This window comes from Streptomyces sp. NPDC037126 (genome assembly GCF_055605965.1).
This window is the reverse complement of the sequence record NZ_JBVJTD010000022.1, coordinates 53046-75182: the sequence shown is the minus strand read 5'-3', so window position 1 is coordinate 75182 and position 22137 is coordinate 53046. Positions and strand designations below refer to the sequence as shown.

Here is a 22137-nt window from a genome sequence, read left to right as displayed (position 1 = left end):
GACCGCGGCGCCGCCGGTGGGACCTGGCATGCTGCCCGCATGACCGGGATCACCACGGCCGCCGACTACGGGTGGCTCGACGAGCGGTACGAGGACCTCCTCCAGGCCTACTGCGTCACCCTGGTGCGGGGGATCACCCCCGGCCGGCTGCTCGGGGAGCTGGGCGCGGAGCCCGACGGGACGGTGACCGGCGTGGCGGAGCTGTCCGAGCCGTCGTACGACGCGTGGGACGAGTACGACGGCGACGAACTGCTCGTCGGTGTCGCGGCCGTCGGCGACTGGACCCTGATGGTCGAGTACAACGGCTACGTGGGCAGCACCACGAAGGTCATGCTGCCGCTCTCCCGCGGCCGTACGGTGGTCTCCCACTTCCGCAACGTCAACGCGGTCGACCACTTCCGCTGGTTCGAGGACGGCACCGAACGCCTGCACTTCGAGCCGCTGTTCCCGGCGCAGCGGGACGGCAGCGCCCCGGACGCCCTCGTCACCGAGATGCGGGAGGCCGGCTTCGACCTGAGGGCCGAGGACGAGCGGGACATCACCGGGCACACCGAGGCCGTCTTCGCGCTCGCCCAGCGGATCACCGGGGTGCGCCTGACACCGGAGTTGTTCGAGTCTCTGGAGTTCACCTGCGCCCTGGTGACCCTGCCCTAGAGCACCTCGTCGCAGGCCGCCCGCAGCCGCCGCACCCCCTCGGCGATCTCCCCGGTGCCGGCGACCGCCGCGAAGCTCAGGCGCAGGTGGGGGGCCGGGGGTTCGGCGCTGAAGTAGGGGCGGCCGGGGGTCAGGGCGACCCCCGCGCGAAGGGCGGCCGCGGTCAGTGCGGACTCGTCGGCGCCGTCGGGCAGGCGGAGCCAGAGGTGGTAGCCGCCGGAGGGGATGTGCGGCAGGGCCAGCTCGGGCAGGTGCCGGGCGAGCGCTGCCGTCATGGTGTCGCGGCGCAGCCGCAACTCGGCGGAGAGGGCCCGCAGATGGCGGGGCCAGGCCGGGGAGCCGACGAGTTCCAGCGCGGCCTCCTGCAGCGGGCGGGGGACGAAGAAGCTGTCCACCACCTGGATGGCCCGCAGGCGTTCCAGCACCGGCCCGTGCGCGGCCAGGGCGCTCACCCGGAAACTGGGTGAGGTCGCCTTGGTCAGCGAGCCGACGTGCACGACCACGCCGTCCGGGTCGTCGGCGGCCAGCGGGCGGGGCAGCGGGCCCGCGCCCTCGTGCACCAGGCGCCGTACGAAGTCGTCCTCGACGACGAACGCGCCGGCCTCGCGGGCGATGCGCAGCACCTCGGCGCGCCGGTCCGGGGCCAGGACTGCGCCGGTGGGGTTCTGGAACAGCGGCTGGCAGACGAACACCCGGGCGCCGGTGGCGTGAAAGGCGTCCGCGAGCAGGCCGGGGCGTACCCCGTCGGGATCCACCGGGACCGGGACCGGGCGCAGGCCGGCCGCGCGGGCGAGCGCCAGCATGCCCGGATAGGTGGGCGACTCGACGAGGACCGGGGCGCCGGGCGGGGCGAGCGCGCGCAGCGCGGTGGCCAGCGCGGCCTGGCCGCCCGCCGCGACCAGCACCTCGGCGGCCGTGACGGATCCGCCGACCCCGCGCGCGAACCACTCCCGCAGCTCCGGCAGCCCCTCCAGCGGGGGCCGCGCCCAGGCGCCCGGCCGCCGTCCGGCCCGGGCGAGCGCGGCGGCCATGGCCCGCTCGGGCTGCAGGGAGGGGTGCAGATAGCCGCCGTTGAACTCCAGCACCCCGGGCGGCGGCACGGCCAGCGAGACGGTGACCCCGGAGGCGTCCACCGTGCGCGGTACGAGGTCGGCGGCGCCGTCGGCGCTCAGTGCGACCTCCTGCCAGGAGGTGTCCCCGGCCGGCTCGGGGGCCGTGCGCGGCCGGGCCCGGAAGGCGCCGGCGCCCGGCCGGGTCACCACGAGTCCCTCGGCGGCCAGCTGGGCGAGGGCCCGGGAAACGGTCACCGGGCTCACCCGGAACCGCTCGACCAGCGCCCGACTCGACGGGAGCTTTCCACCCGGTGAGTAGCGGTTGAGCTCTTGCCTGAGCTGTTCTGCCAGTTCCCCGACACTGCTACGCTGGTTCATGAGAGCACACAGTAGCGCTACTACCACCAGGCCGATAGCGGTCACCGCTCCCCGGGAGCGGCACGGACTCGGCACCGGGCTGGCCGCCCTCGGCGTCGCCTCCTTCTCCCTGACCTTCCCGGCCACCGCCTGGGGCCTGCAGGGCTTCGGCCCCTGGTCGCTGGTGGCCGTGCGCAGCGTCCTCGCGGCGCTCGTGGCGGGCGGCTGCCTGCTGGCCCTGCGGGTACGGCTGCCCGAGCGGCGCCATCTGCCGGGACTGGCCGTCGTCGCGTCCGGCGTGGTGCTCGGCTTCCCGTTGCTGACCACGCTCGCCCTGGAGACCTCCAGCACCGCGCACGCGGCCGTCGTGGTCGGGCTGCTGCCGCTGACCACGGCCGTGTTCTCGGCGCTGCGCACGGGCCACCGCCCCTCGCGCCGGTTCTGGCTCGCGGCGGTGGCGGGCGCGGTGGCGGTGCTCGCGTTCACCGTCGCCCAGGACGGCGGCGCGCTCACGGCGGCGGACGGCTTCCTCTTCGCGGCACTGCTGGTGTGCGCCGCCGGGTACACCGAGGGCGGCCGGCTGGCCCAGGTGATGCCGGGCTGGCAGGTGATCGGCTGGGCGCTGGTGCTGTGCCTGCCGCTGAGCCTGCCGGCCGCCGCGGTGGCGCTGGCGCACGAGCCCGTGCACCTCACCTGGCACGGCGTCGCGGGCGTGCTGTGGGTGGCGCTGGGTTCGCAGTTCCTCGGACTGGTCGTCTGGTACCGGGGCATGGCGGCCGTCGGCGTCCCCCGCGCGAGCCAGTTGCAGTTGGCCCAGCCGCTGCTCACACTGGTGTGGTCGGCGCTGCTGCTGGGCGAGCACTTCACGGCGGCCGCTCCCCTGACCGCCGTCGCGGTGCTCGTGTGCATCGCCGTCACGCAGCGGTCGTGATCGTGAGGAGGGCCTGCAGATGCACGCATCCAAGGGGGACCGTCTTGTCCAGCACGGCAGGGTGGTCGGGCAGCACGACCAGGTCAGCGAGATCGTCGAAGTGATGGGCCAGGAGGGCAACCCGCCCTACCGGGTCCGCTTCCAGGACGGGCACGAGGCGATCATGTCGCCGGGCCCGGACTGCCAGGTCAAGCATAAGGACGACAAACAGCGGTAGGTCACCGCGGTGGTGCCGCCGGGCGCTCGTAGTGGTCGGCGACCACGCGGGCCATCGCCCCGACGGGGTCCGCGGCCACGTCCCCGGCGGCGAAGAACACATGCCCGCGCACCTGCGGGTGGCGGGCGGCGAGGGTGAGGTGCCGGGAGAGCTCGACCGGGTCCTGCCAGGCCGAGGGCTCCTTGGCGCCCCCCGCCCGGTACAGCGCCTCGCCGATGTAGAGGTGGGTCCGGCTGCCCTCGGCGACCGAGGCCCACCAGTCGACCAGAGTCGCGTAGTCGGCGCCGGGCGCGCCGATCTCCCAGTACAGCTGGGGCACGATGTAGTCGATCCAGTGCTCGCGGACCCATCTGCGGGTGTCCGCGTACAGGTCGTCGTAGGTCTGCACGCCCGCGTCCGTGTCGGAGCCGAGGGGGTCGGTCGAGGCGTTGCGCCACACCCCGAAGGGGCTGATCCCGAACCGGGTGCCGGGCCTGACCCGGGCGATGCCCGCAGCCATCTCCTTCACCAGCTGGTCGACGTTGTGCCGCCGCCAGTCCGCCCGGCCGGTGAAGTCGCCGCCGTAGCGGTCGTAGGCGTCGTCGTCGCCGAAGGTCTGCCCGGCCTCCGGGTAGGGGTAGAAGTAGTCGTCGAAGTGGACGCCGTCGACCGGGTAGCGGGCGACCGCGTCGAGCATCGCCCGCTGCACGAAGGCGCGGACCTCCGGCAGGCCGGGGTTGTAGTAGAGCCGGCCGCCGTAGGACACCACCCAGTCGGGGTGCTTCCGGGCCGGGTGCGTCGCGGCGAGACGGCCCGGGTCGGTGTGGTTCGCGATCCGGTACGGGTTGAACCAGGCGTGCAGGTGCAGGCCCCGCGCGTGGGCCTCGCGCACGGCCGAGCCCAGCGGGTCCCAGCCGGGGTCCCGGCCCTGGGTGCCGGTGAGGAACTGGGACCAGGGCTCGTACGGCGACGGCCACAGGGCGTCGGCGGTGGGCCGCACCTGGAGCAGCACCGTGTTCAGCCGGTCGCGGGCCGCCCGGTCGAGGAGCGCGACCAGCTCCTTGCGCTGGGCGGCGGCGCTCAGGCCCGGGCGCGAGGGCCAGTCCCGGTTCTCGACGGTCGCCATCCACACCCCCCGCATCGCGCTCACCGCGGGGGCGCCGTGCGTCCCGGTGGTCGCCGCGCCGCCCGCCGCGCCGGCACCCCGCGTCCGGCCGGCCCCGTGGGCCCCGCTCGCCGGCGCCGGCCCCGTCCCGCACGCGCCCGTACCCAGGGTCGACAGCGCCGCCAGCGTGAAGGCCCGCCGTGACATGCGTCCCATCCGCACTACCCCATATGCTCCGGATCCGCACGGTCACGGATCGTTACGAGCCCATGGATTCCCCCACCCGAACGATCGATCATCGATACTTGGCGGTAACGTGCACGATCGGAGCAGGCGCCCGACCCGGAGGTCTGCCGAGCGAGCCGAGAACCAGCGAAGGGGACGATGTGACCGACATCGAGCGCGTCGGAGTCGTGGGCTGCGGCCAGATGGGTGCGGGCATCGCCGAGGTGTGCGCCCGCGCGGGACTGGACGTCAAGGTCGCCGAGACCACCGGCGAGGCCCTGGAGATCGGCCGTACCCGGCTGCTCAACTCCCTGGCCAAGGCCGCCGAGCGCGGCAAGATCAGCGAGGAGGAGCGGGACGCCACGCAGGCGCGCCTCACCTTCACCACCGACCTCGGCGAGTTCGCCGACCGGGACCTCGTGATCGAGGCGGTCGTGGAGAGCGAGGCGGTGAAGACCGAGATCTTCCAGGTGCTGGACCAGGTGGTGACCCGGCCGGACGCGATCCTGGCCTCCAACACCTCCTCGATCCCGCTGGTGAAGCTGGCGGTGGCCACCTCCCGCCCGGACCACGTCGTCGGCGTCCACTTCTTCAACCCCGCCCCGGTGCAGATGCTCGTCGAGCTGATCCCGGCGCTCACCACCTCCGAGGGCACCCTCAGCCGTGCCCAGGCCTTCGCCGAGAAGGCGCTCGGCAAGCACGCCATCCGCGCCCAGGACCGCTCCGGCTTCGTGGTGAACGCGCTGCTCGTGCCCTACCTGCTGTCCGCGATCCGGATGTTCGAGTCGGGCATCGCGAGCCGCGAGGACATCGACAACGGCATGGAGATGGGCTGCGCCCACCCGATGGGCCCGCTGAGGCTCTCCGACCTGATCGGCCTGGACACCATCGTCTCCATCGCCAACTCGATGTACGCCGAGTACAAGGAGCCGCTGTACGCCGCTCCCCCGCTGCTCCAGCGCATGGTCGAGGCGGGCCGGCTGGGCCGGAAGACCGGCTCGGGCTTCTACACCTACGGCTGATTACCGTCGGCGACGCCCGCGGGCCCGGCACCGGACACCGGTGCCGGGCCCGTCCGTTTCACACTCCGTGTGCGCGCCGGGCACGCATATGCCCCTCGCACACGCTCCCCACGCGCCCACCAGGCGAGTTCACTCTTCATGCGCATGCAAGGGATGCGGAACAATCCCGTTCGACTACGGAAAGGAGTGGACCCGTGACCGCCGATCCGGAGCATCCCGTGGTCCATGGAGAACTCGCAGAGTTACGGCGCCGCCTCGACGTGGCCTACGCCCGCGTCGAGGGCGGACTGGCGCTGCTCAGTCACCGCACCGAGGAGACCGCCAAGGAGCTGGACGAGCTGAACTCCCGGATGGTCTCGCTGGAACACGCTCGCTGGCCGCTGCCCTCGCTCGCGGCGCTGACGGCGCTCGGCGCGCTCGTGGTGACGGTCTGGCAGGCGCTGGCCGCCCACTAACCCTCGGCGAGCCTGAGGTGGTGCAGCAGGAGTAACGCGGCCGCCATGTTGGCGGCCGGGACCTCCCCACGGGCGATCAGGTCGGGGACGAGCTTGAGGGGGACCCATTCCCGGCGGTCCGACTCGAAGTCGTCCACGGGGTGCCCGAGGTACTCGCCCCGCTCGGACCAGTAGATGTGGTGCCGGGCGTCGGTGAGGCCGTTGGACGGCTCCACGGTCATGAGGTGGTGCAGGGGTCCCGGCCGCCAGCCGGTCTCCTCCTCCAGTTCCCTGGCGGCCGCGCTCGCGATGTCCTCGCCGTCCTCGACGACGCCCGCGGGGAGTTCCCAGCCCCAGCTGTCCGTGATGAAGCGGTGGCGCCACAGCAGGAGGACCTCGTTGGCCTCGTTGACCACCGTGGCCACGGCCACGGGCCGCAGCCGGATCAGGAAGTGGTCGAGGTGCCGGCCGTCCGGCAGCTCGACATCTGCGAGATTGACGCTGAACCAGCGGTTTTCATACACAGTTTGTTCGTTCTGTTTCGTCCACTGCACGGTTCTGCCACCTTCCGCCGAGTAAGTGGCAATATCGCAGCAGCGACTGTGCGGTCACAGGGGGCCCTACAGCGGTACGCGCAGCGCCCCGTCGATGAGTTCCGCGGCCTCGGTGGTCCCGGCCGAGCCGCAGCGCGCGAGGTGCTCGCGTACCGCGCGAAGTCTGTCGCGCAGCCGCTGGGACTCCATTCCGCGCGCCTGTTCGGCCATCTGCACGGCCGTGGCCACGGCTTTGTCCGCGTTGCCCTGGCGCAGTTCGATGGTGCTGAGCATGGCCAGCCGGTGCACCCGCCCCCGGTCGTGGGCGGGGTTGTCGACGGCGGCCGCCGCGTGCTCCCGGGCGGCGGCGAGCTCGCCGAGGCTCAACAGCGCCTCGGCCACCTGCACATTGACCAGACCGGGCTGGACGTAGCCCGTCTCGTCCGGTTCGTATCCGCGCCGGATGCGTTCGGCGGCGCTCTCCGCACGCCGGATGCACGACAGGGCGCTGCTCGAGTCGCCGAGGTGGGCGTATGCCTTGGCCTGCATCGCGTACAGGTCGGAGGCGAGCGCCGGGGTGATGTGCTTGCCCGCGGCGCGCAGCGCGGCCTCGGCGAAGGCCACCGCCTGCCGGTACTCCCGCATGAACAGCGACTGGTTGACCAGCAGGGCTATCACGTAGGCGCCGAGTCCCCGGTCTCCGCTGGCCTTTGCGAGCCGGAGCGCCTGGTGGAAGTAGCGCTGGGCGAGGCCGTGCGCGTCCGAGTCATAGGCGCAGATGCCGGCGACGGCGACCAACCCGCCGGTGGCTCGGTGCAGTTGGCGTCCGGTGGCGTCGGTGTAGCTGCCGCGCAGCAGCGGCGCAGCCTCGGCGTTGAGGAAGCCGACGATGCGGGTGCGGGTGGCGATGCCGCCGGCCTTCCGGTACATCTGCTCGTAGTGCGCACGGGCCGCGCGCAGCATGGCGATGTCGGTCGCCGTGACCCGGTGCCGGCCGCCGCGGGAGACGTCGACGTCCTCGGGCGGGTTCTCCCACTCCCACACCGGCATCACGGCCGGGGTGCCGGTGACGGCGGGGGCGCCCAGCACGTGCGGGCGCTGCTGTTCGTCGGAGCGCCACAGGGCGGTGGCCCGCTCCACGAAGCCGGACAGCGAGCCCGCGTGCGCGACGCTGGGCTCCCCCGGCACCCCGAGGCCGATGTCGTCGAGGGTCACCGGCCGGTGCAGCCGCCCGGCCAGCACCTCGCAGATCAGGTCGGGCACCTGGCCGCGGGGCCGCTGGCCCTTCAACCAGCGGGCCACGGCCGTGTGTTCGTACCGGAGCGCGAGGCCCCGTCGCCGGCCCGCCTGGTTCACGTGGGCCGCGAGACCCGCGTGCGAGATCCCCGCCTCGTCCAGGATGGCGTCGAGCAGAGTGTTGGGCTGCATGGGATGCCCCCCGAGTGCCTGGTGCCGTCAGCGTAGTGCTTCCGCCTTCACACGGGGTGTGAACGGAGTGCCCGCATCCGGGGTGTGCGCGCGCTGTTGCGCAGAGTGTCGGGCCGGTTGACTGAACTGCCTCGTATGAGGCCCCGCCAAGCCACCGGCTCCCCCTCGAAAAGCGGTGGCTTGGCGGAGTTGACGCCCGAACGTGCGGCTAGCGGTGGCCGGTCGGCTGCGGGTGGATCGTGGCGGGTCGGGTGGCGTCCCGCGCTCCGGGTCTCGGTCCCCGGTCGTTGCGCAGCACGAGGAGCGCGACGTCGTCCGCGGGTCGCCGGCCGGTGTGATCGAGAAGAGCGGTGAAGACGGTCCGCAACACCGTCTGCGGGGTGACCGGATGGTTGCTACGACCTCCCTCAGCACCCTCGGCAGGGAGAAGAAGCGGCCCCTGGCGTCCCTCGCGTCCTCCACCCCGTCCGTGAAGAGGACCAGCGACTCGCCCGCGAGAAGGCGCCCCCGCGCGTGGGGCGCCAGGTCCGCCGGGAGCGGGAAGGGGCCGAGCGGCGGCAGCGGGTCCGCGCGGGTCAGCGGCTCGACGGTGGTGCCGCTGAGCAGATAGGGCCAGGGATGGCCGCAGTTGAGGGCCCGCACCTCGCCGTCCGCGCCGATCTCCAGGAGCAGGACGGTGACGAACTCCTCGGCGATCGGGTGGTCCGGGTCCCGGGCGCCCGTCGAGGGGTGTTCGGCGCGGGCCCGCTCGCGCAGGTGCCGGCCCAGGGCGCGCTCCAGCCGGCGCAGCACACCGCCCAGTTCGGGCTCGTCGTGGGCGGCCTCGCGGAAGCTGCCGAGGAGCGCCGCGACGGTGCCGAGGGCGGCCAGGCCGTGCCCCCGCACGTCGCCCATCACGACCCGGACGCCGTGCTCGGTGGCGATCGCCTCGTAGAGGTCGCCGCCCACGCTCGCGCCCCGGTCGGCGGACAACTGGGCCGCGGCGGCGTTCAGTCCGTCCAGGCGCGGCGGCACCGGCCGCAGCACGACGCTCTGCGCGGCACGCGCCGCGCGCCGGGCGAGCCGCAGCTCCCGCAGCAGGGTGCGGCGGACGTGGTGTATGAGACCCGTACCCACGGCGAAGAACACGGCGCTGGTGACGATGTGCGCGCCGAGCCCGCTCTCCCGGGCCAGCGGGCAGCCGAACTTGTAGGTGACCGCCACGGCTCCCCAGACCGTGGGCAGTACGGCTTCTCGCCCGGTGGGCGCCCGTGCCTTGATGCGGATCATGCCTCTGGTCCCCCATATGGGCCCTGACACAGCAGACGGACCGACCCCGAAAGGCCGGTCCGATTCTGTCTAGCGCACGGTCCGAGAAGGCCTGATCACCTCGGATGACCACCCGAATGAGTGAGCATCCGCAGGTCAACCTGCATTTATGCGGCTCGGGGAGGGGGAGGCGCCCCCGGCCGGGGACGCCTCCGCCGGGGGTCAGCCCCTGAGCACGGCCCCGGTCCGCTCGCCCGCCAGAGCGACCGCCGCGTCCCGGGCCGCGGACGCCTCGTCCACGGTCAGCGTCCGGTCACCGGCGCGGAAACGCAGCGCGTACGCCAGCGACTTCCTGCCCTCGCCGAGCTGCTCGGCGTTCTCGTACACGTCGAACAGCCGGATGGACTCCAGCAGTTCGCCGGCCCCCGCACGAAGCGCCGCCTCGACCTCGGCCGCCGGAACGGGCCTGTCCACGACGAGCGCGACGTCCTGCGTGGCGACCGGGAACGTGGAGATGCCGGGCGCCTGCACGGTGCCGTCGCCGCCCGCCTCCAGCGCGTCCAGGTTCAGCTCCATCGCGCAGGTGCGCTCGGGCAGGCCCAGGGCCTTGAGGACCCGCGGGTGCAGCTCTCCGGCATGGCCCACGACCGTCTCCGTGCCGTCGGCCACGACCACCAGCTCGGCGCAGCGGCCGGGGTGCCACGGACCGTACTGGCCCTTGCGGACGACCAGTTCGGCACCGGCCTCCCGGGCGACCGCGCGGCCCGCCTCGACGGCGTCCGCCCAGTCGGCCGGACGGCCCTTGCCCCACCAGCCGGCCTGCTCGTGGGCGCCCGCGAGGACGACCGCGACGTGGCGCGGCTGCTCGGGGAGCACGGAGTTCAGCTCCGCGATCTCCTCGTCGGTGGGACGCCGGTCGACGGGCAGGTGCGTGGCGGACCGCTGCTCCGCACGCGGGTGGAAGACCAGACCCGTCTCGAACAGGGCCAGATCGTGCGAGCCCCGGCCGTCGTTGCGCCGCAGGGCGCCGAGCAGGCCCGGCAGCAGCGTCGTACGCAGCGCGGGCTCCTCGTCGCTGAGCGGGTTGACCAGCTTCACGACGCGGCGGGCCGGGTCGTCGGCCGCAAGGCCGAGCTGGTCGAAGACCTGCTCGCCGACGAACGGGTAGTTCGGCGCCTCGACGTAGCCCGCGCCGGCCAGCGCGCGGCCGACCCGGCGGTGCAGCCGCTGGCGGTGGGTCAGACCGCGGCCCGAGGGGAGCTTGGGCAGCGTGGAGGGCAGGTTCTCGTAGCCCTCAAGGCGGATGACCTCTTCGGCCAGGTCGTTCGCGTCGGCCAGGTCGGGCCGCCAGGAGGGGACGGTGACGACCAGCTCGTCCTGCCCGATGACGTCGCAGCCGACCTGCTGGAGCCGGCGTACGACCGTCTCGCGGCCGTACTCCACGCCCGCGACCCGGTCCGGGTGGTCGGCGGGGACGGTGATGGTGTGCGGCGCGGACGGCGCGACGACCTCGGTGACGCCCGCCTCGGCGCTACCGCCCGCGAGCAGCACCAGCAGGTCCACGGTGCGCTGCGCGGCGGCGGCCGCGGCCTGCGGGTCGACACCGCGCTCGAAGCGGCGGGACGCCTCGGACAGCAGCTTGTGGCGGCGGCCCGTGCGCGCGACGGTGACGGGGTTGAAGTGGGCGGCCTCGATCACCACGTCGGTGGTCGCGTTCGCCCCGTCCGCGGCCGTGTGGTCCGCGATCTCCGTGTTGGCGCCGCCCATCACACCGGCCAGGCCGATGGGGCCACGGTCGTCGGTGATGACCAGGTCCTCGGCGTGCAGCTTGCGCTCGACGCCGTCGAGGGTGACGAGCTTCTCGCCCTCCCCGGCCCGGCGCACCCCGATCGTGCCCTGGACCAGGTTGCGGTCGTAGGCGTGCAGGGGCTGGCCCAGCTCCATCATCACGTAGTTGGTGATGTCGACGGCGAGCGAGATCGGGCGCATGCCGACCTTCTGCAGCCGGCGCTGCAGCCAGATCGGGGAGCGGGCCTCGGGGCTCAGGCCGGTGACCGTGCGGGCGGTGAAGCGGTCGCAGCCCGCGGCGTCGGAGACCTTGACCGGGTAGCCGTAGGCGTTCGGGGCCGGCACGTCGATCAGGGCCGGGTCGCTCAGCGGCAGGCCGTAGGCGATGGCGGTCTCGCGGGCGACACCGCGGATGGACAGGCAGTCGCCGCGGTTGGCGGTGACGGCGATGTCCAGGACCTCGTCGACCAGTTCCAGCAGCTCGACGGCGTCCTTGCCGACCTCGGTCTCGGGCGGCAGCACGATGATGCCGTGCGTGCCGTCGTCGCCCATGCCCAGCTCGTCGGTGGAGCAGATCATGCCGTGGGACGTCTTGCCGTAGGTCTTGCGGGCGGCGATGGAGAAGCCGCCGGGCAGCGTGGCTCCCGGGAGGACCACGACGACCTTGTCGCCGACCGCGAAGTTGCGGGCGCCGCAGACGATCTCCTGGGGCTCGCCGGTGCCGTTGGCCTGGCCGACGTCGACCGTGCAGAAGCGGATCGGCTTCTTGAAGCCCTCCAGCTCCTCGATGGTCAGCACCTGGCCGACGACCAGCGGGCCCTTGAGGTCGGCGCCGAGCTGCTCGACGGTCTCCACCTCCAGGCCTGCCGAGATGAGCTTGGCCTGGACGTCACGGCCGGTCTCGGTCGCCGGCAGGTCGACGTACTCCCGCAGCCAAGAAAGCGGGACCCGCATCAGATCTCCATCCCGAACGGCCGGGTGAACCGGACGTCACCCTCGACCATGTCTCGCATGTCCTCGACGTTGTGGCGGAACATCAGCATCCGCTCGATGCCGAACCCGAAGGCGAAGCCGCTGTACTTCTCCGGGTCGACGCCGCAGGCGGTCAGCACCCGCGGGTTGACCATGCCGCAGCCGCCCAGCTCGATCCAGCCCTCGCTGGAGCAGGTGCGGCAGGGACGGTCGGGGTTGCCGACGGACTCGCCCTTGCAGACGTAGCAGAGCATGTCCATCTCGGCGCTGGGCTCGGTGAAGGGGAAGAAGTTCGGCCGCAGCCGGGTCTTCATGCCTTCGCCGAACAGCGACTGGACCATGTGGTCCAGGGTGCCCTTGAGGTCGGCCATGGTCAGGCCCTCGTCCACGGCGAGCAGCTCGACCTGGTGGAAGACGGGCGTGTGCGTGGCGTCCAGCTCGTCGGTGCGGTAGACGCGGCCCGGGCAGATCACGTAGACCGGGAGCTCGCGCTCCAGCAGGGAGCGGATCTGCACCGGCGAGGTGTGGGTGCGCAGCACCACGCCGGACTCGGTGCCACCGCCCGTGCCCTGCACGAAGAAGGTGTCCGCCTCGCCGCGGGCCGGGTGGTCCGGGCCGATGTTGAGGGCGTCGAAGTTGAACCACTCCGCCTCGACCTGGGGGCCCTCGGCCACCTCGTAGCCCATGGCCACGAAGATGTCCTCGATGCGCTCCGAGAGCGTCGTCAGGGGGTGGCGGGCGCCGGCCGGTACGCGGTCGTACGGCAGCGTGACGTCGACGTCCTCCTCGACGAGCACCCGGGCGTCGCGCTCGGCCTCCAGCTCGGTCTGGCGGGCGGCGAGCGCCTTGTTCACGGCGCCGCGGGCCATGCCGACGCGTTTGCCGGCCTCGGCCTTGGCGTGCGGGGGCAGGGCGCCGATCTCGCGGTTGGCGAGGGCCAGCGGGGAGGCGGGGCCGGTGTGGGCGACCTTGGCCTCATGGAGCGCGTCGAGGGAGCCCGCGGCGGCGAAGGCGGCGAGCGCCTCGTCCCGCATGCGCTCGATCTCTTCCGGTTTCAACGCCTCGACCTCGACAGGGTCGTACGACTTATTGGGTGCCGACATCTCTTCCCGTGCTTCCGATTGTCCCCCAGCTGACGCTGGGGGGTGCCCCCTGGCGGATGGGTCCCCGTCACCGACTCCGAGTGCCGTGTGAAGGACACAAAGGTGCCAAAGGCCGAGTCTAACGGGGTGGGGGTGGACGAATGGCCCGTGGGCCGCTAGGCGAGATACGCCGGCGCGCTCACGGGCAGGGTAAATCGGAACTCTGCGCCGCCGCCGGCGGCCCGGCCGACCGTGATCGTGCCGCCGTGGGCCTCGACGATTCCCTTGACGATGTACAGCCCGAGCCCCGTGCCACCGCGCTTGCTGCCCCGCCAGAAACGGGTGAAGACGCGGTTCATGGACTCCTCCGGGATGCCGGGCCCCTCGTCGCTCACCGTGACCGACGTGCCGGTTTCCTCGCCCTCGCGGGGGGACGCCGTGGGCGTGACGTCAATGGTGACGGTTCCCTCGCCGTGCCGCACGGCATTTTCCAGCAGGTTGCTGAGCACCTGGTCGATCTTGTCGGGGTCGGCCCACAGGGCGGGCAGCGGCTGCTCCAGGCGCAGCAGGAAGCGGTCGGCGGGCTGGCCGGCGGCGACGTAGGCCTGGATGTGCCGGGACACGGCGGCGCCTATGTCGACGGGCTGCCGGCGCACCTCGAGCCGTCCGCTGTCGATCCGGGAGATGTCGAGCAGCTCGGCGATGAGGCGGGTGACGCGGTCGGCGTCGGCGTCGACGGTCTCCAGCATCAGCCGCTTCTGGTCGTCGGTGAAGCGTTCCCACTTGGCGAGGAGCGTGGCGGTGAAGCCCTTCACGGAGGTCAGCGGGGAGCGCAGCTCGTGGGCGACGGTGGCGATCAGTTCGGCGTGGCTGCGCTCGGTGCGGCGGCGCGCCTCGGTGTCCCGCAGCGAGACGACCACGCGCCGCACGGGCCCGAGGGGTTCGGCGCGCACGTAGCGGGCGCAGACCAGCACCTCCCGGCCGCCGGGCAGCAGCAGGTTGCGCTCGGGCTGCCGTACCCGGATGGCGAGTCCGCCGTAGGGGTCGGTGAGCTGCCACCAGCGCCGCCCCTCCAGGTCCTCCAGCGGCAGCGCCTTCTCCAGGGGCTGCCCGAGGGCGTCCGCGGGCCGTACGGCGGTGATGCGCGCGGCGGCGGCGTTGAAGCAGACGACACGGCCGCGCTCGTCGGCGACCACCAGGCCGTCGGGCAGCTGGTCGGGGTCGATGCCGGTGTCCTCGCCGCACCGGGGCGCGGGCGCACGCCGCGCGTCCCGTCCCTCCGGCGCGGTGCTCGTGCCGGCCACACTCATCCCCGTACCCCACCTCTCAGACGGCGCAGGGCCCCGAGTTGGTCACCCTACTACGGCAGGCCCTAGCTCTGGGTGACGGAGCGGCACCCTCCGGGGGCGCGCTGCGCCCGGGCCGACGCGTAGAGACATACGGCGGCGGCCGTGGCGAGGTTCAGGCTCTCGGCCTTTCCGTGGATGGGGACGCGGACGACGGCGTCGGTGAGGGCGCGGGTCTCCTCCGGCAGCCCCCAGGCCTCGTTGCCGAACACCCAGGCGGTGGGTCCGCCCATGGTGCCCCTGTCCAGTTCCTCGTCCAGGTCCCGGTCGCCCGCGCCGTCCGCGGCGAGGATGCGCACGCCGGCCTGCTGGAGCCCGGCCACGGCCCGCTCGACGGGCACGCCCACCGCGACGGGCAGGTGGAACAGCGATCCCACGGAGGCGCGGACGGCCTTCGGGTTGTACAGGTCGACGGAGGCGTCGGTGAGGACCACGGCCTCGGCGCCGGCCGCGTCGGCGCACCGGAGCACGGTCCCGGCGTTCCCGGGGTCCCGTACGTGGGCGAGCACGGCGACGAGCCTGGGCCGGGCGGCGAGGACGTCCTCGAAGGGGGTGTCCAGGAACCGGCAGACACCGACGAGCCCCTGCGGGGTGACGGTGGTGGAGATGTCGGCGATGACGTCCTCGGCGGCGAGGTGCACCCGGGCCCCGGCGTCCCGGGCCGCCCCGACGATGTCGGCGTACCGCTCCGCGGCCTCGACCGTCGCGAACAGCTCGACGAGTGCGGGGCCGCCGTCCACGCGGTGCCCGGCGGCCTCCCTGACGGCCTGCGGCCCCTCCGCGAGGAACAGCCGGTCCTTGCCGCGGAAGTTCCGCTTGGCGAGCCGGCGCGCCGCGGCGACGCGGGCGGACCGGGGCGAGATGAGCTCGGGGGAGACGGGGGGCATCCTCAGACCTTCGAAAACTCGTGGCCCCCCGGAAGGGGCGCGGGGAACTGCGCGACGGGCCACGACGGACGCGCGGCCGGACGAGCGCCCGGGGGTCGGCAAACGACTGGACCCGCAAGCCGTTACAGCCTGCGGGTCCAGTGAGCGTCGGCTAGAGCCAGCGCGGCGTCACGCGGCCTTCGGGGCGTTGACGTCGCTCGGCAGCGCCTTCTGCGCGACCTCGACGAGCGCGGCGAACGCGTTCGCGTCGTTGACGGCCAGCTCCGCCAGGATCTTGCGGTCGACCTCGACGTTCGCGGCCTTCAGACCCTGGATGAAGCGGTTGTAGGTGATGCCGTTGGCGCGGGCAGCGGCGTTGATGCGCTGGATCCACAGCTGACGGAAGTCGCCCTTGCGCTTCTTGCGGTCGTTGTAGTTGTAGACCAGCGAGTGGGTGACCTGCTCCTTGGCCTTGCGGTACAGGCGCGAACGCTGACCGCGGTAGCCGGAGGCCTGCTCGAGGATCGCCCGGCGCTTCTTGTGGGCGTTGACTGCCCGCTTGACGCGTGCCACTTGTTAACTCCTTGTAGCGGGGTCGTGGGGGTACTCACACGACCCGGAAACGTTTGGGTCCCGGTCCAGACGTACGGCGCTCGAGGAAGCGCCGGGACGTCACTTGCCGAGAAGCTTCTTGATCTTCGCGGCGTCGCCCGGGGCCATCTCGGCGTTGCCGGTGAGGCGACGCGTCACGCGGGACGACTTGTGCTCGAGCAGGTGGCGCTTGCCGGCGCGCTCACGGAGCACCTTGCCGGAGCCGGTGACCTTGAAGCGCTTGCTGGCACCGCTGTGCGACTTGTTCTTCGGCATAGCGCCGTTCTCTCCTCGTCGGTGGCGCTCCGATGCCCGGTCGCGAAAACCGGGCACGGTGGAGCGTCGCTCTAGTTTCGGTTACATCCACGGGGACGCGGGGTCCCCCGGGATCACGCCTCGGCAGGCTCCTCGGACGGCGCCTCAGCCTCGGCAGGGTTCTGCGACTTACCGGGGTTCGCCTTCGCCTCGGCCTTGCGGGCCTCCTGCGCCTGACGGGCCTCGGCCATCGCCTCGGTCTTCTTCTTGTGCGGACCGAGGACCATGATCATGTTGCGGCCGTCCTGCTTCGGATTCGACTCCACGAAGCCGAGGTCCTGGACGTCCTCCGCGAGACGCTGCAGCAGTCGGTAGCCCAGCTCGGGCCGGGACTGCTCGCGACCACGGAACATGATCGTGATCTTGACCTTGTCGCCCTGCTTGAGGAACCGGACGACGTGACCCTTCTTGGTGTCATAGTCGTGCGGGTCGATCTTCGGCCGGAGCTTCATCTCCTTGATGACCGTGTGCGCCTGGTTCTTGCGCGCCTCACGGGCCTTCATGGCCGACTCGTACTTGAACTTCCCGTAGTCCATGAGCTTGCACACGGGCGGACGGGCGTTCGCCGCGACCTCGACCAGGTCCAGGTCGTACTCCTGCGCAAGCTCCAGTGCCTTGGCCAGCGGGACAATGCCCACCTGCTCGCCACTGGGACCGACAAGTCGCACCTCGGGAACGCGAATCCGGTCGTTGATGCGGGGCTCGGCGCTGATGGATCCTCCTCGGTAGCACCACGCGACCGCCTGGCGGACAGCCGCGTAACGTCTCTGTTAGTGAGACCTAACCGCGCCGAAGCAGAAAAAATGCCCCGGCCGATCACAGGCGGGGCTCCAATGACACCGGAGCACCGCCGCGGTGAACGCGGGGCGCACTTTCGGGCGACTCCATCGTCCGTACGGAACGATGGTGGCCGCCTGACCGGGTGACCCGCCGTCCCGGGGGACGGTCAGGTGGGAGATCGGAGCCTCCACTTGTGGGCCGGGCACAGCGTGTCCGGCCGGTCGTCAACAAGGTTAGCAGGATCGCTTGACAAGGCCTAATCGAGAAGGCCATGGGATGACCGCTTATCGTGTGGGGCATGAGTGAGACCCCTCCTGAGAACCCCGACTTCGACGCGATGACCCGGGACATCGCCGAGGTCCCCGCCGTCGAGGTGATCGTCACGGTCGCCGTCAACCTGATGAGCGCCGCCGCCGTGAAGCTCGGGCTGAGCGAGGAGGGCGAGAAGTACAAGGACCTCGACGAGGCGCGCAAGCTGATCACCGCCCTCGCCGGCCTGCTCGACGCGGGCGTGACCGAGATCAGCTCCTTCCACGCGTCCCCGCTGCGCGACGGCCTGAAGTCGCTGCAGCTGGCGTTCCGCGAGGCGTCGATCGTCCCGGACGAGCCGGGCCAGGGGCCGGGCGAGAAGTACACCGGCCCCGTCTACGGCTAGTTCACCCGCGCACGTACAAGGGCTCGCCCGGAGGCGTGGTCCCGGCCGGCAGCAGTGCCAGGTCGAGGCCGCGCACCAGGCGGGCCCTCAGTGTCTCGTCGGCGGCCAGCCGCTCGGTGACCGCGCGGGCGGCCTCGGCGGGCGGGGCGGCCGGGTCCAGGACGAGGGCCAGGGTCCCGTCGGCCCGGCCGGGGCCGAGATGGGCGCGCAGCACGGCGGGTTCCGCCGCCACGGCGGACCGTACCGCCTCGACGACGGCGGGGTCGGTCAGCGGGTCGGTGCTGGTGCGGCCCTCGGCGAGCGCGAGCAGCACCGGTCCGGTCAGCTCGAAGGGCACCGGTCCGGCGAGGTCGAGCACGACGGTGTCGGCCTTCTCGTGGGCGGCCGCCTGGAGCGCCTGGTGCAGGGGGACGGCGACCGGCCGGGCCTCGGGATCCCAGCGGGCGAGCGAGTCGGTCGAGGTGAAGGCGGGCAGAGCGGTGCGGTCACCGGCCTTCAGGGTCGGGACGGCCATGTCGCTGGTCTTCTCGCGGCGCAGCCCGTTCTCGTCCTCCTCGACCTCGCCCAGCACGGCGACTACGGGCACGAGCAGCCGGGCACCCCTGAGCGCCTCCAGCACGGGTGCCAGGGCAGCGCGGTCCTCGGCCCAGGCGGCGAGCGCGGCGCTCAGCCGGGGGTCGGCGGAGCCGTCGTCGTCGGAGAAGCCGGGGTCGGGAATGTTCTTGTTCGCCACGGTCACCGACCCTATAGGGGGAAGCGGCGGTGCTCGTCGCGGGCCCGGGCCCGCGGGCGGCACGCCTTCACGGGAATCTCAGCGATCCCTCAAGGCCCCTCTCAGCTCCGTCCGACGCGGCGCACAGTTCCCGCCCCGAGCATCGCGGCCATGGAGTCCCCCGGGGCCCGATCCCGCCGCCGTGCGCGCCCGTCCCGGCGCCCGCTTCTCCGCACCGCGCTCGCCGTCGTGGCCGTGGCCGGGGTCACGGCCGGGGGCACCGTACTGTGTGACGGCGCGGGCGCGCCCCGGGACAGCGGCCGTATCGTCGTCGGCGGCGACCTCGGCCACCTCCTCGGCCGGGGCGGACGAGGAGGCATCGGTGGAACCCGTGACCGAGGCCGCGGCGGTGGACCGTACAGCACTGCTGGCCGCGGCGATGGCGTCGCTGACCGTGCCGTCGGGAGCGGAGGTGTCGGCGGCGGTGCTGGCGCCCGGCTCCGGCGAGAGCGCGGTGTACGGCGCGGCCGCGTTCGACACGGCAAGCATCGTCAAGGTCGACATCCTGGCCACGCTACTGCTCCAGGCACAGGACGCGGGGCGGACGCCGACGGCGGCGGAGCGGGCGTACGCCACGAAGATGATCGAGAACAGCGACAACGCGTCCGCGACGGCGCTGTGGCACACGATCGGGCGGGCGGCCGGGCTGGACGCGGCGAACCGGCGCTTCGGGCTCACGGGCACCTCGGGTGGCTCCGGCGAGCTGTGGGGGCTGACGCAGACGACGGCCGCGGACCAACTGGTGCTGCTGCGACAGGTGTTCGGCGAGGACTCGAAGCTGAGCGCGGCCTCGCGGGCCTACGTCCGGGGGCTGATGGAGTCGGTCGAGGCGGATCAGCGGTGGGGGGTCCCGGCGGCCGCGGACGGCGGTTCCCCGGCGCTGAAGAACGGGTGGCTGCCGCGCAGCACGACCGGGCTGTGGGACGTGAACAGCATCGGCCGGGTGACGGTGGGCTCGCGCGCGTACCTGCTGGCGGTGCTGTCGAAGGGGACCGTGAGCCAGGCGGAGGGCATCTCGCTGGTCGAGGCCGCGGCCAAGGCCGCGGTGTCGGCGTTCGCCACGACGCCGTAGGGGCGCGGAGGTTGAGGCCGCGCGTCGGGGTTCGCCGCAGCGTCATGGGGGCGCGGAGGCCGTATGTCCGCGTTCGACGCACTGCCTCGTAAGGGCGTGCGGCGGTCGGGGTCGCGTGTCCGGGTTCGGCACCGTGTCGTAGGGGCGTGTGTTCGTCGGCCGGTTCCGCGCGGTCGGGGCGGGTGTCAGATGCCTCGTCTGCGGCCCCGCCACAGGATCACGCCGGCCACCAGGAGGACGCCGCCCACGCTGCCCGCGAGGGGGCCCGCCCAGTCGGACGCGCTGCTCGTGGTGGCGGCGTCCGGTCCCGGCCCGAAGTACTTCTTCGCGTACGCCGCCGGGCGCAGCGTCTGCGGCCTGAGTCGGTCGGCCGCCTTCAGCGCCGCCACCGGGTCGATCATGCCGAAGCCCCGGGAGTCGTCACGGCCGCCGGCCGGCGCGTCCCGGGCGGTGTCCTCCAGGAGCTTCTTGATCTGGGCCGGGCCGAGGTCCGGGTGGGCGGACTTGATCAGTGCCGCCGCGCCGGAGACGAACGCGGAGGCCGCGCTCGTGCCCCAGCCCTCGTAGTACTTGTGGTCGGGGTCGGCGATGACGACGTCGACGCCGGGCGCGCTGACCGCCGCGTACCAGCGGCGGGTGGAGAAGGAGGCGCGGGTGCCGTAGCGGTCGACGGCGGTGGCGGCGATGACGCCGGGGTAGGCGGCCGGGTAGGAGACGTGGTCGCCCTTGTCGCCGCCGTTGCCCGCGGAGGCGACGACGACCACGCCCTTCTTCAGGGCGTACTGCACGGCCTCGTCCTCGCTGGGTTCGGGGTGCGCGGAGTCGGAGTCGTCGCCCAGGGAGAGGTTGACGACGTCGGCGCCGTGGTCGGCGGCCCAGCGGATGCCGTCCGCGAGGGCGTTGCCGCGGGTGGTGCGGGCCTTGGTGCGGGCGGAGTCGCCGTCCTCCAGGATCACGCGGACCGGCAGGATCTTCGCCTCGGGGGCGACGCCGACGACACCGTCCGAGTCGCCCGGGCCGTGGCCGTGTCCGGCGATGATGCCGGCCATGGCGGTGCCGTGCCGGGCCCAGTCGCGGTCGCCCGGTCCTGCGCCGAAGCCGATCATGTCCTTGGCGGGCAGGACGTTGCCGGCCAGGTCGGGATGGTCGGCCTCGACCCCGGTGTCCAGCACGGCGACGGTGACGCCGCGGCCCTTGGTGGTCCGCCATGCCTCGTCGAGGTTGAGGGCGGACAGGCCCCACTGCTGGGCGCGGATGCCGTCGGCGTGGGCGGCGGACGGCAGCAGGGCGAGGGAGCCGGCGAGCAGCAGGCTCGCCGCGGCCCCGGACACGCGCGCGCGGCGGGGGCGGCGTATCGATCGCCTCATGAGGGCTTCTCCGTGGCCGAGCCGGTGGTGCGGTGCAGGCTCCGCTCGATGCGGTCGGCCAGGCCCTGCGCCTCGTTGCCGAGGCCCGCCTGGGCCGGTGCCGTGGTGACGCCGGCGCGGACGGCGTCCGCGGCGGGCTGGGGGGTGGCGACGCTGCGGCCGTCGGCCCAGCCGGAGACGGCGTACACGACGACGGGGGCGTCGGTGAGGACGGAGATGGTCCAGGACGCGCGCTGGTCGTCGCCGAACCCGGCCGCGGCGGTGCCCTTGGCGGCGTAGGGCCGGGGCATCAGGTCGGTGCGCCGGTCCAGCCGCTCGGAGCGGAAGCGGGCGGCGAGCGCGGACATGGCGGCGGGGTCGGCCTTGGTGAACAGCAGGCCGACGGTGGTTACGTAGCTCTGGGTCGCGTCGGTGTAGGTCGCGCGCAGGAGCCGCTGGCAGCCGACGGGGGCGAGGACCTTGTGCAGCAGCGGGTCGAAGGCGTCGGCGCAGCCGCTGTCCGGGGCGACGGCGATCCGGGTCCAGGTGCGGTCGGCGCCGCCGGGGCCGGCGCCCGGGCCCACGACCGTGGGCGGGAACAACTGGTCGACGGGCACGCTGTGCCAGAACGTGGCGGCGGCGCTGAACCCGTGTCCGGGGGTGTCGCCCCCGTCGTCGCCGGTGAGCCAACTCCCGGTGACGGCACCGCCGATGAGACCGAGACCCAGCACCAGGCAGGCGGCCGCGACGGCGGTACGCGGCCGCACCCGAAGCCCCCTCCGCTCATGGAACACCTCGGGCTCCCCGAACGACACGACAGGCCGCACACCCGCGGTGGCACTCCAGGACAGAGCCGGATCGGGCACGGCGGGGTCGGAGGCCGGAGAACTCAGGACCCGAGCCGACGGCACCGGGGACGACGCAGGGGCCGTGGGGCGGGCCGGGGCCCCGGGGGGCGGGGACGGCGGGCGCACGGGGTGAGCCGCGGCGCCGGAGTCCGGCGACGGCGGGGACACGGGGTGCGCCGGGGTCCGGGACGACGGCGGGCTCGCAGGGCGGGGCGGGGCGCCAGGGGGCCAGGCTGCCGTCCGGCGTGCGGGCCGCGTCGGGCCGCCGGACTCCGCGGCGGAGTCGAGGCCGCCGCGCGGGTCACCGGCCGAGCCGGCGGTCGCCGTCCGCCCGGTGGCGGGGCCTGCGGTCGCGGCTCGCCGCGGTGCCGAGGCCGGGCGGATCGGGCGGAGCCGGGCCGTCGTCTCGGAGGGCGTCTCCGCCGGGGCTCCCGCCCGCCGCGACTCCCGGTCAGGACCCCGAACAGGCCGTGCGGGAGCGGCGGGTTCGCCGCCGTCGGAGCGAACGGAACCGGCAGC

At 73.3% G+C, this 22137-nt stretch carries 20 protein-coding genes and 2 pseudogenes; 7 read left to right on the top strand and 15 right to left on the bottom strand.

Annotation, left to right across the window (positions count from 1 at the left end; translation table 11 throughout):
- Window positions 1-39: 39 nt before the first annotated feature.
- Window positions 40-654, top strand: a complete 615-nt coding sequence (locus tag ACZ7FF_RS35445; protein WP_470817657.1) for a DUF6461 domain-containing protein — start codon at window positions 40-42, stop codon at window positions 652-654.
- Here ACZ7FF_RS35445 and ACZ7FF_RS35440 read toward each other — a convergent pair.
- A complete protein-coding gene (locus tag ACZ7FF_RS35440) occupies window positions 651-2084 on the bottom strand; it encodes an aminotransferase-like domain-containing protein (protein WP_470817655.1) in 1434 nt (477 codons plus the stop codon). The two genes, ACZ7FF_RS35445 and ACZ7FF_RS35440, sit on opposite strands and share 4 nt — an antisense overlap.
- Between ACZ7FF_RS35440 and ACZ7FF_RS35435 the strand changes: the two genes are divergently transcribed.
- Window positions 2083-2994 carry a DMT family transporter gene (locus ACZ7FF_RS35435; protein WP_470817654.1) on the top strand — a complete coding sequence of 304 codons (912 nt, stop codon included), beginning with the start codon at window positions 2083-2085 and terminating at the stop codon, window positions 2992-2994. The two genes, ACZ7FF_RS35440 and ACZ7FF_RS35435, sit on opposite strands and share 2 nt — an antisense overlap.
- A 19-nt stretch (window positions 2995-3013) precedes the next feature.
- Window positions 3014-3211 (top strand): DUF1918 domain-containing protein, encoded by a 198-nt coding sequence (locus ACZ7FF_RS35430; RefSeq protein ID WP_470817652.1) that lies wholly within the window; start codon window positions 3014-3016, stop codon window positions 3209-3211.
- A 1-nt stretch (window position 3212) separates the two neighbouring features.
- Here ACZ7FF_RS35430 and ACZ7FF_RS35425 read toward each other — a convergent pair whose 3' ends face one another.
- A complete protein-coding gene (locus ACZ7FF_RS35425) occupies window positions 3213-4511 on the bottom strand; it encodes a glycoside hydrolase family 10-like protein (RefSeq protein ID WP_470817650.1) in 1299 nt (432 codons plus the stop codon).
- A gap of 170 nt (window positions 4512-4681) precedes the next feature.
- Here ACZ7FF_RS35425 and ACZ7FF_RS35420 point away from each other — a divergent pair, with 170 nt between their 5' ends.
- Both ACZ7FF_RS35420 and ACZ7FF_RS35415 read left to right on the top strand, forming a co-directional pair.
- The gene (locus tag ACZ7FF_RS35420) at window positions 4682-5542 is read left to right on the top strand and encodes a 3-hydroxybutyryl-CoA dehydrogenase (RefSeq protein ID WP_470817649.1); all 861 of its coding nucleotides are present in this window, start codon (window positions 4682-4684) and stop codon (window positions 5540-5542) included.
- 194 nt (window positions 5543-5736) lie between these two features.
- The gene (locus ACZ7FF_RS35415) at window positions 5737-5997 is read left to right on the top strand and encodes a hypothetical protein (RefSeq protein ID WP_470817648.1); all 261 of its coding nucleotides are present in this window, start codon (window positions 5737-5739) and stop codon (window positions 5995-5997) included.
- Here the strand turns inward: ACZ7FF_RS35415 and ACZ7FF_RS35410 are convergent.
- The 10 genes and pseudogenes from ACZ7FF_RS35410 to infC all read right to left on the bottom strand — a co-directional run bounded on the left by ACZ7FF_RS35410 (window position 5994) and on the right by infC (window position 16858).
- On the bottom strand, window positions 5994-6530 hold the full coding sequence (locus ACZ7FF_RS35410) for an NUDIX hydrolase (protein ID WP_470817646.1): 537 nt from the start codon (window positions 6528-6530) through the stop codon (window positions 5994-5996). The two genes, ACZ7FF_RS35415 and ACZ7FF_RS35410, sit on opposite strands and share 4 nt — an antisense overlap.
- Before the next feature lie 66 nt (window positions 6531-6596).
- Window positions 6597-7937, bottom strand: a complete 1341-nt coding sequence (locus tag ACZ7FF_RS35405; protein WP_470817644.1) for a transcriptional regulator — start codon at window positions 7935-7937, stop codon at window positions 6597-6599.
- A 208-nt stretch (window positions 7938-8145) separates the two neighbouring features.
- Window positions 8146-9206 (bottom strand): annotated as a pseudogene (locus tag ACZ7FF_RS35400) (PP2C family protein-serine/threonine phosphatase).
- 201 nt (window positions 9207-9407) lie between these two features.
- Window positions 9408-11927, bottom strand: coding sequence for a phenylalanine--tRNA ligase subunit beta (gene pheT, locus ACZ7FF_RS35395; RefSeq protein ID WP_470817642.1), 2520 nt, complete (start codon window positions 11925-11927; stop codon window positions 9408-9410).
- A complete protein-coding gene (pheS, locus tag ACZ7FF_RS35390) occupies window positions 11927-13048 on the bottom strand; it encodes a phenylalanine--tRNA ligase subunit alpha (RefSeq protein WP_470817640.1) in 1122 nt (373 codons plus the stop codon). Before pheS ends, pheT begins: the two co-directional genes overlap by 1 nt.
- Window positions 13049-13203: 155 nt before the next feature.
- A complete protein-coding gene (locus ACZ7FF_RS35385; protein WP_470817638.1) occupies window positions 13204-14337 on the bottom strand; it encodes a sensor histidine kinase in 1134 nt (377 codons plus the stop codon).
- Between the two features lie 62 nt (window positions 14338-14399).
- Window positions 14400-15260 (bottom strand): TrmH family RNA methyltransferase, encoded by an 861-nt coding sequence (locus tag ACZ7FF_RS35380; protein ID WP_470817637.1) that lies wholly within the window; start codon window positions 15258-15260, stop codon window positions 14400-14402.
- Window positions 15261-15428: 168 nt separating this feature from the next.
- Window positions 15429-15812 carry a 50S ribosomal protein L20 gene (gene rplT / locus ACZ7FF_RS35375; protein ID WP_006141703.1) on the bottom strand — a complete coding sequence of 128 codons (384 nt, stop codon included), beginning with the start codon at window positions 15810-15812 and terminating at the stop codon, window positions 15429-15431.
- 99 nt (window positions 15813-15911) lie between these two features.
- Window positions 15912-16106 (bottom strand): 50S ribosomal protein L35, encoded by a 195-nt coding sequence (rpmI, locus tag ACZ7FF_RS35370; protein ID WP_004933563.1) that lies wholly within the window; start codon window positions 16104-16106, stop codon window positions 15912-15914.
- A gap of 113 nt (window positions 16107-16219) precedes the next feature.
- Window positions 16220-16858 (bottom strand): translation initiation factor IF-3, encoded by a 639-nt coding sequence (gene infC, locus ACZ7FF_RS35365; RefSeq protein WP_078637498.1) that lies wholly within the window; start codon window positions 16856-16858, stop codon window positions 16220-16222.
- A 365-nt stretch (window positions 16859-17223) separates the two neighbouring features.
- On the opposite strand from infC, the gene ACZ7FF_RS35360 reads away from it, so the two are divergent.
- Complete coding sequence (locus ACZ7FF_RS35360; RefSeq protein ID WP_470817635.1) at window positions 17224-17580, top strand: DUF1844 domain-containing protein; 357 nt, start codon at window positions 17224-17226, stop codon at window positions 17578-17580.
- A gap of 1 nt (window position 17581) precedes the next feature.
- Here ACZ7FF_RS35360 and ACZ7FF_RS35355 read toward each other — a convergent pair whose 3' ends face one another.
- On the bottom strand, window positions 17582-18313 hold the full coding sequence (locus tag ACZ7FF_RS35355) for an SseB family protein (RefSeq protein ID WP_470817633.1): 732 nt from the start codon (window positions 18311-18313) through the stop codon (window positions 17582-17584).
- 150 nt (window positions 18314-18463) lie between these two features.
- Here ACZ7FF_RS35355 and ACZ7FF_RS35350 point away from each other — a divergent pair.
- A pseudogene (locus tag ACZ7FF_RS35350) lies at window positions 18464-19424 on the top strand (serine hydrolase).
- Window positions 19425-19609: 185 nt separating this feature from the next.
- Here ACZ7FF_RS35350 and mycP read toward each other — a convergent pair.
- Window positions 19610-20791: a type VII secretion-associated serine protease mycosin gene (gene mycP / locus ACZ7FF_RS35345; RefSeq protein ID WP_470817631.1), complete on the bottom strand. Its 1182-nt coding sequence runs from the start codon at window positions 20789-20791 to the stop codon at window positions 19610-19612.
- Complete coding sequence (locus tag ACZ7FF_RS35340) at window positions 20788-21537, bottom strand: hypothetical protein (protein ID WP_470817630.1); 750 nt, start codon at window positions 21535-21537, stop codon at window positions 20788-20790. Before ACZ7FF_RS35340 ends, mycP begins: the two co-directional genes overlap by 4 nt.
- Window positions 21538-22137: the final 600 nt, after the last annotated feature.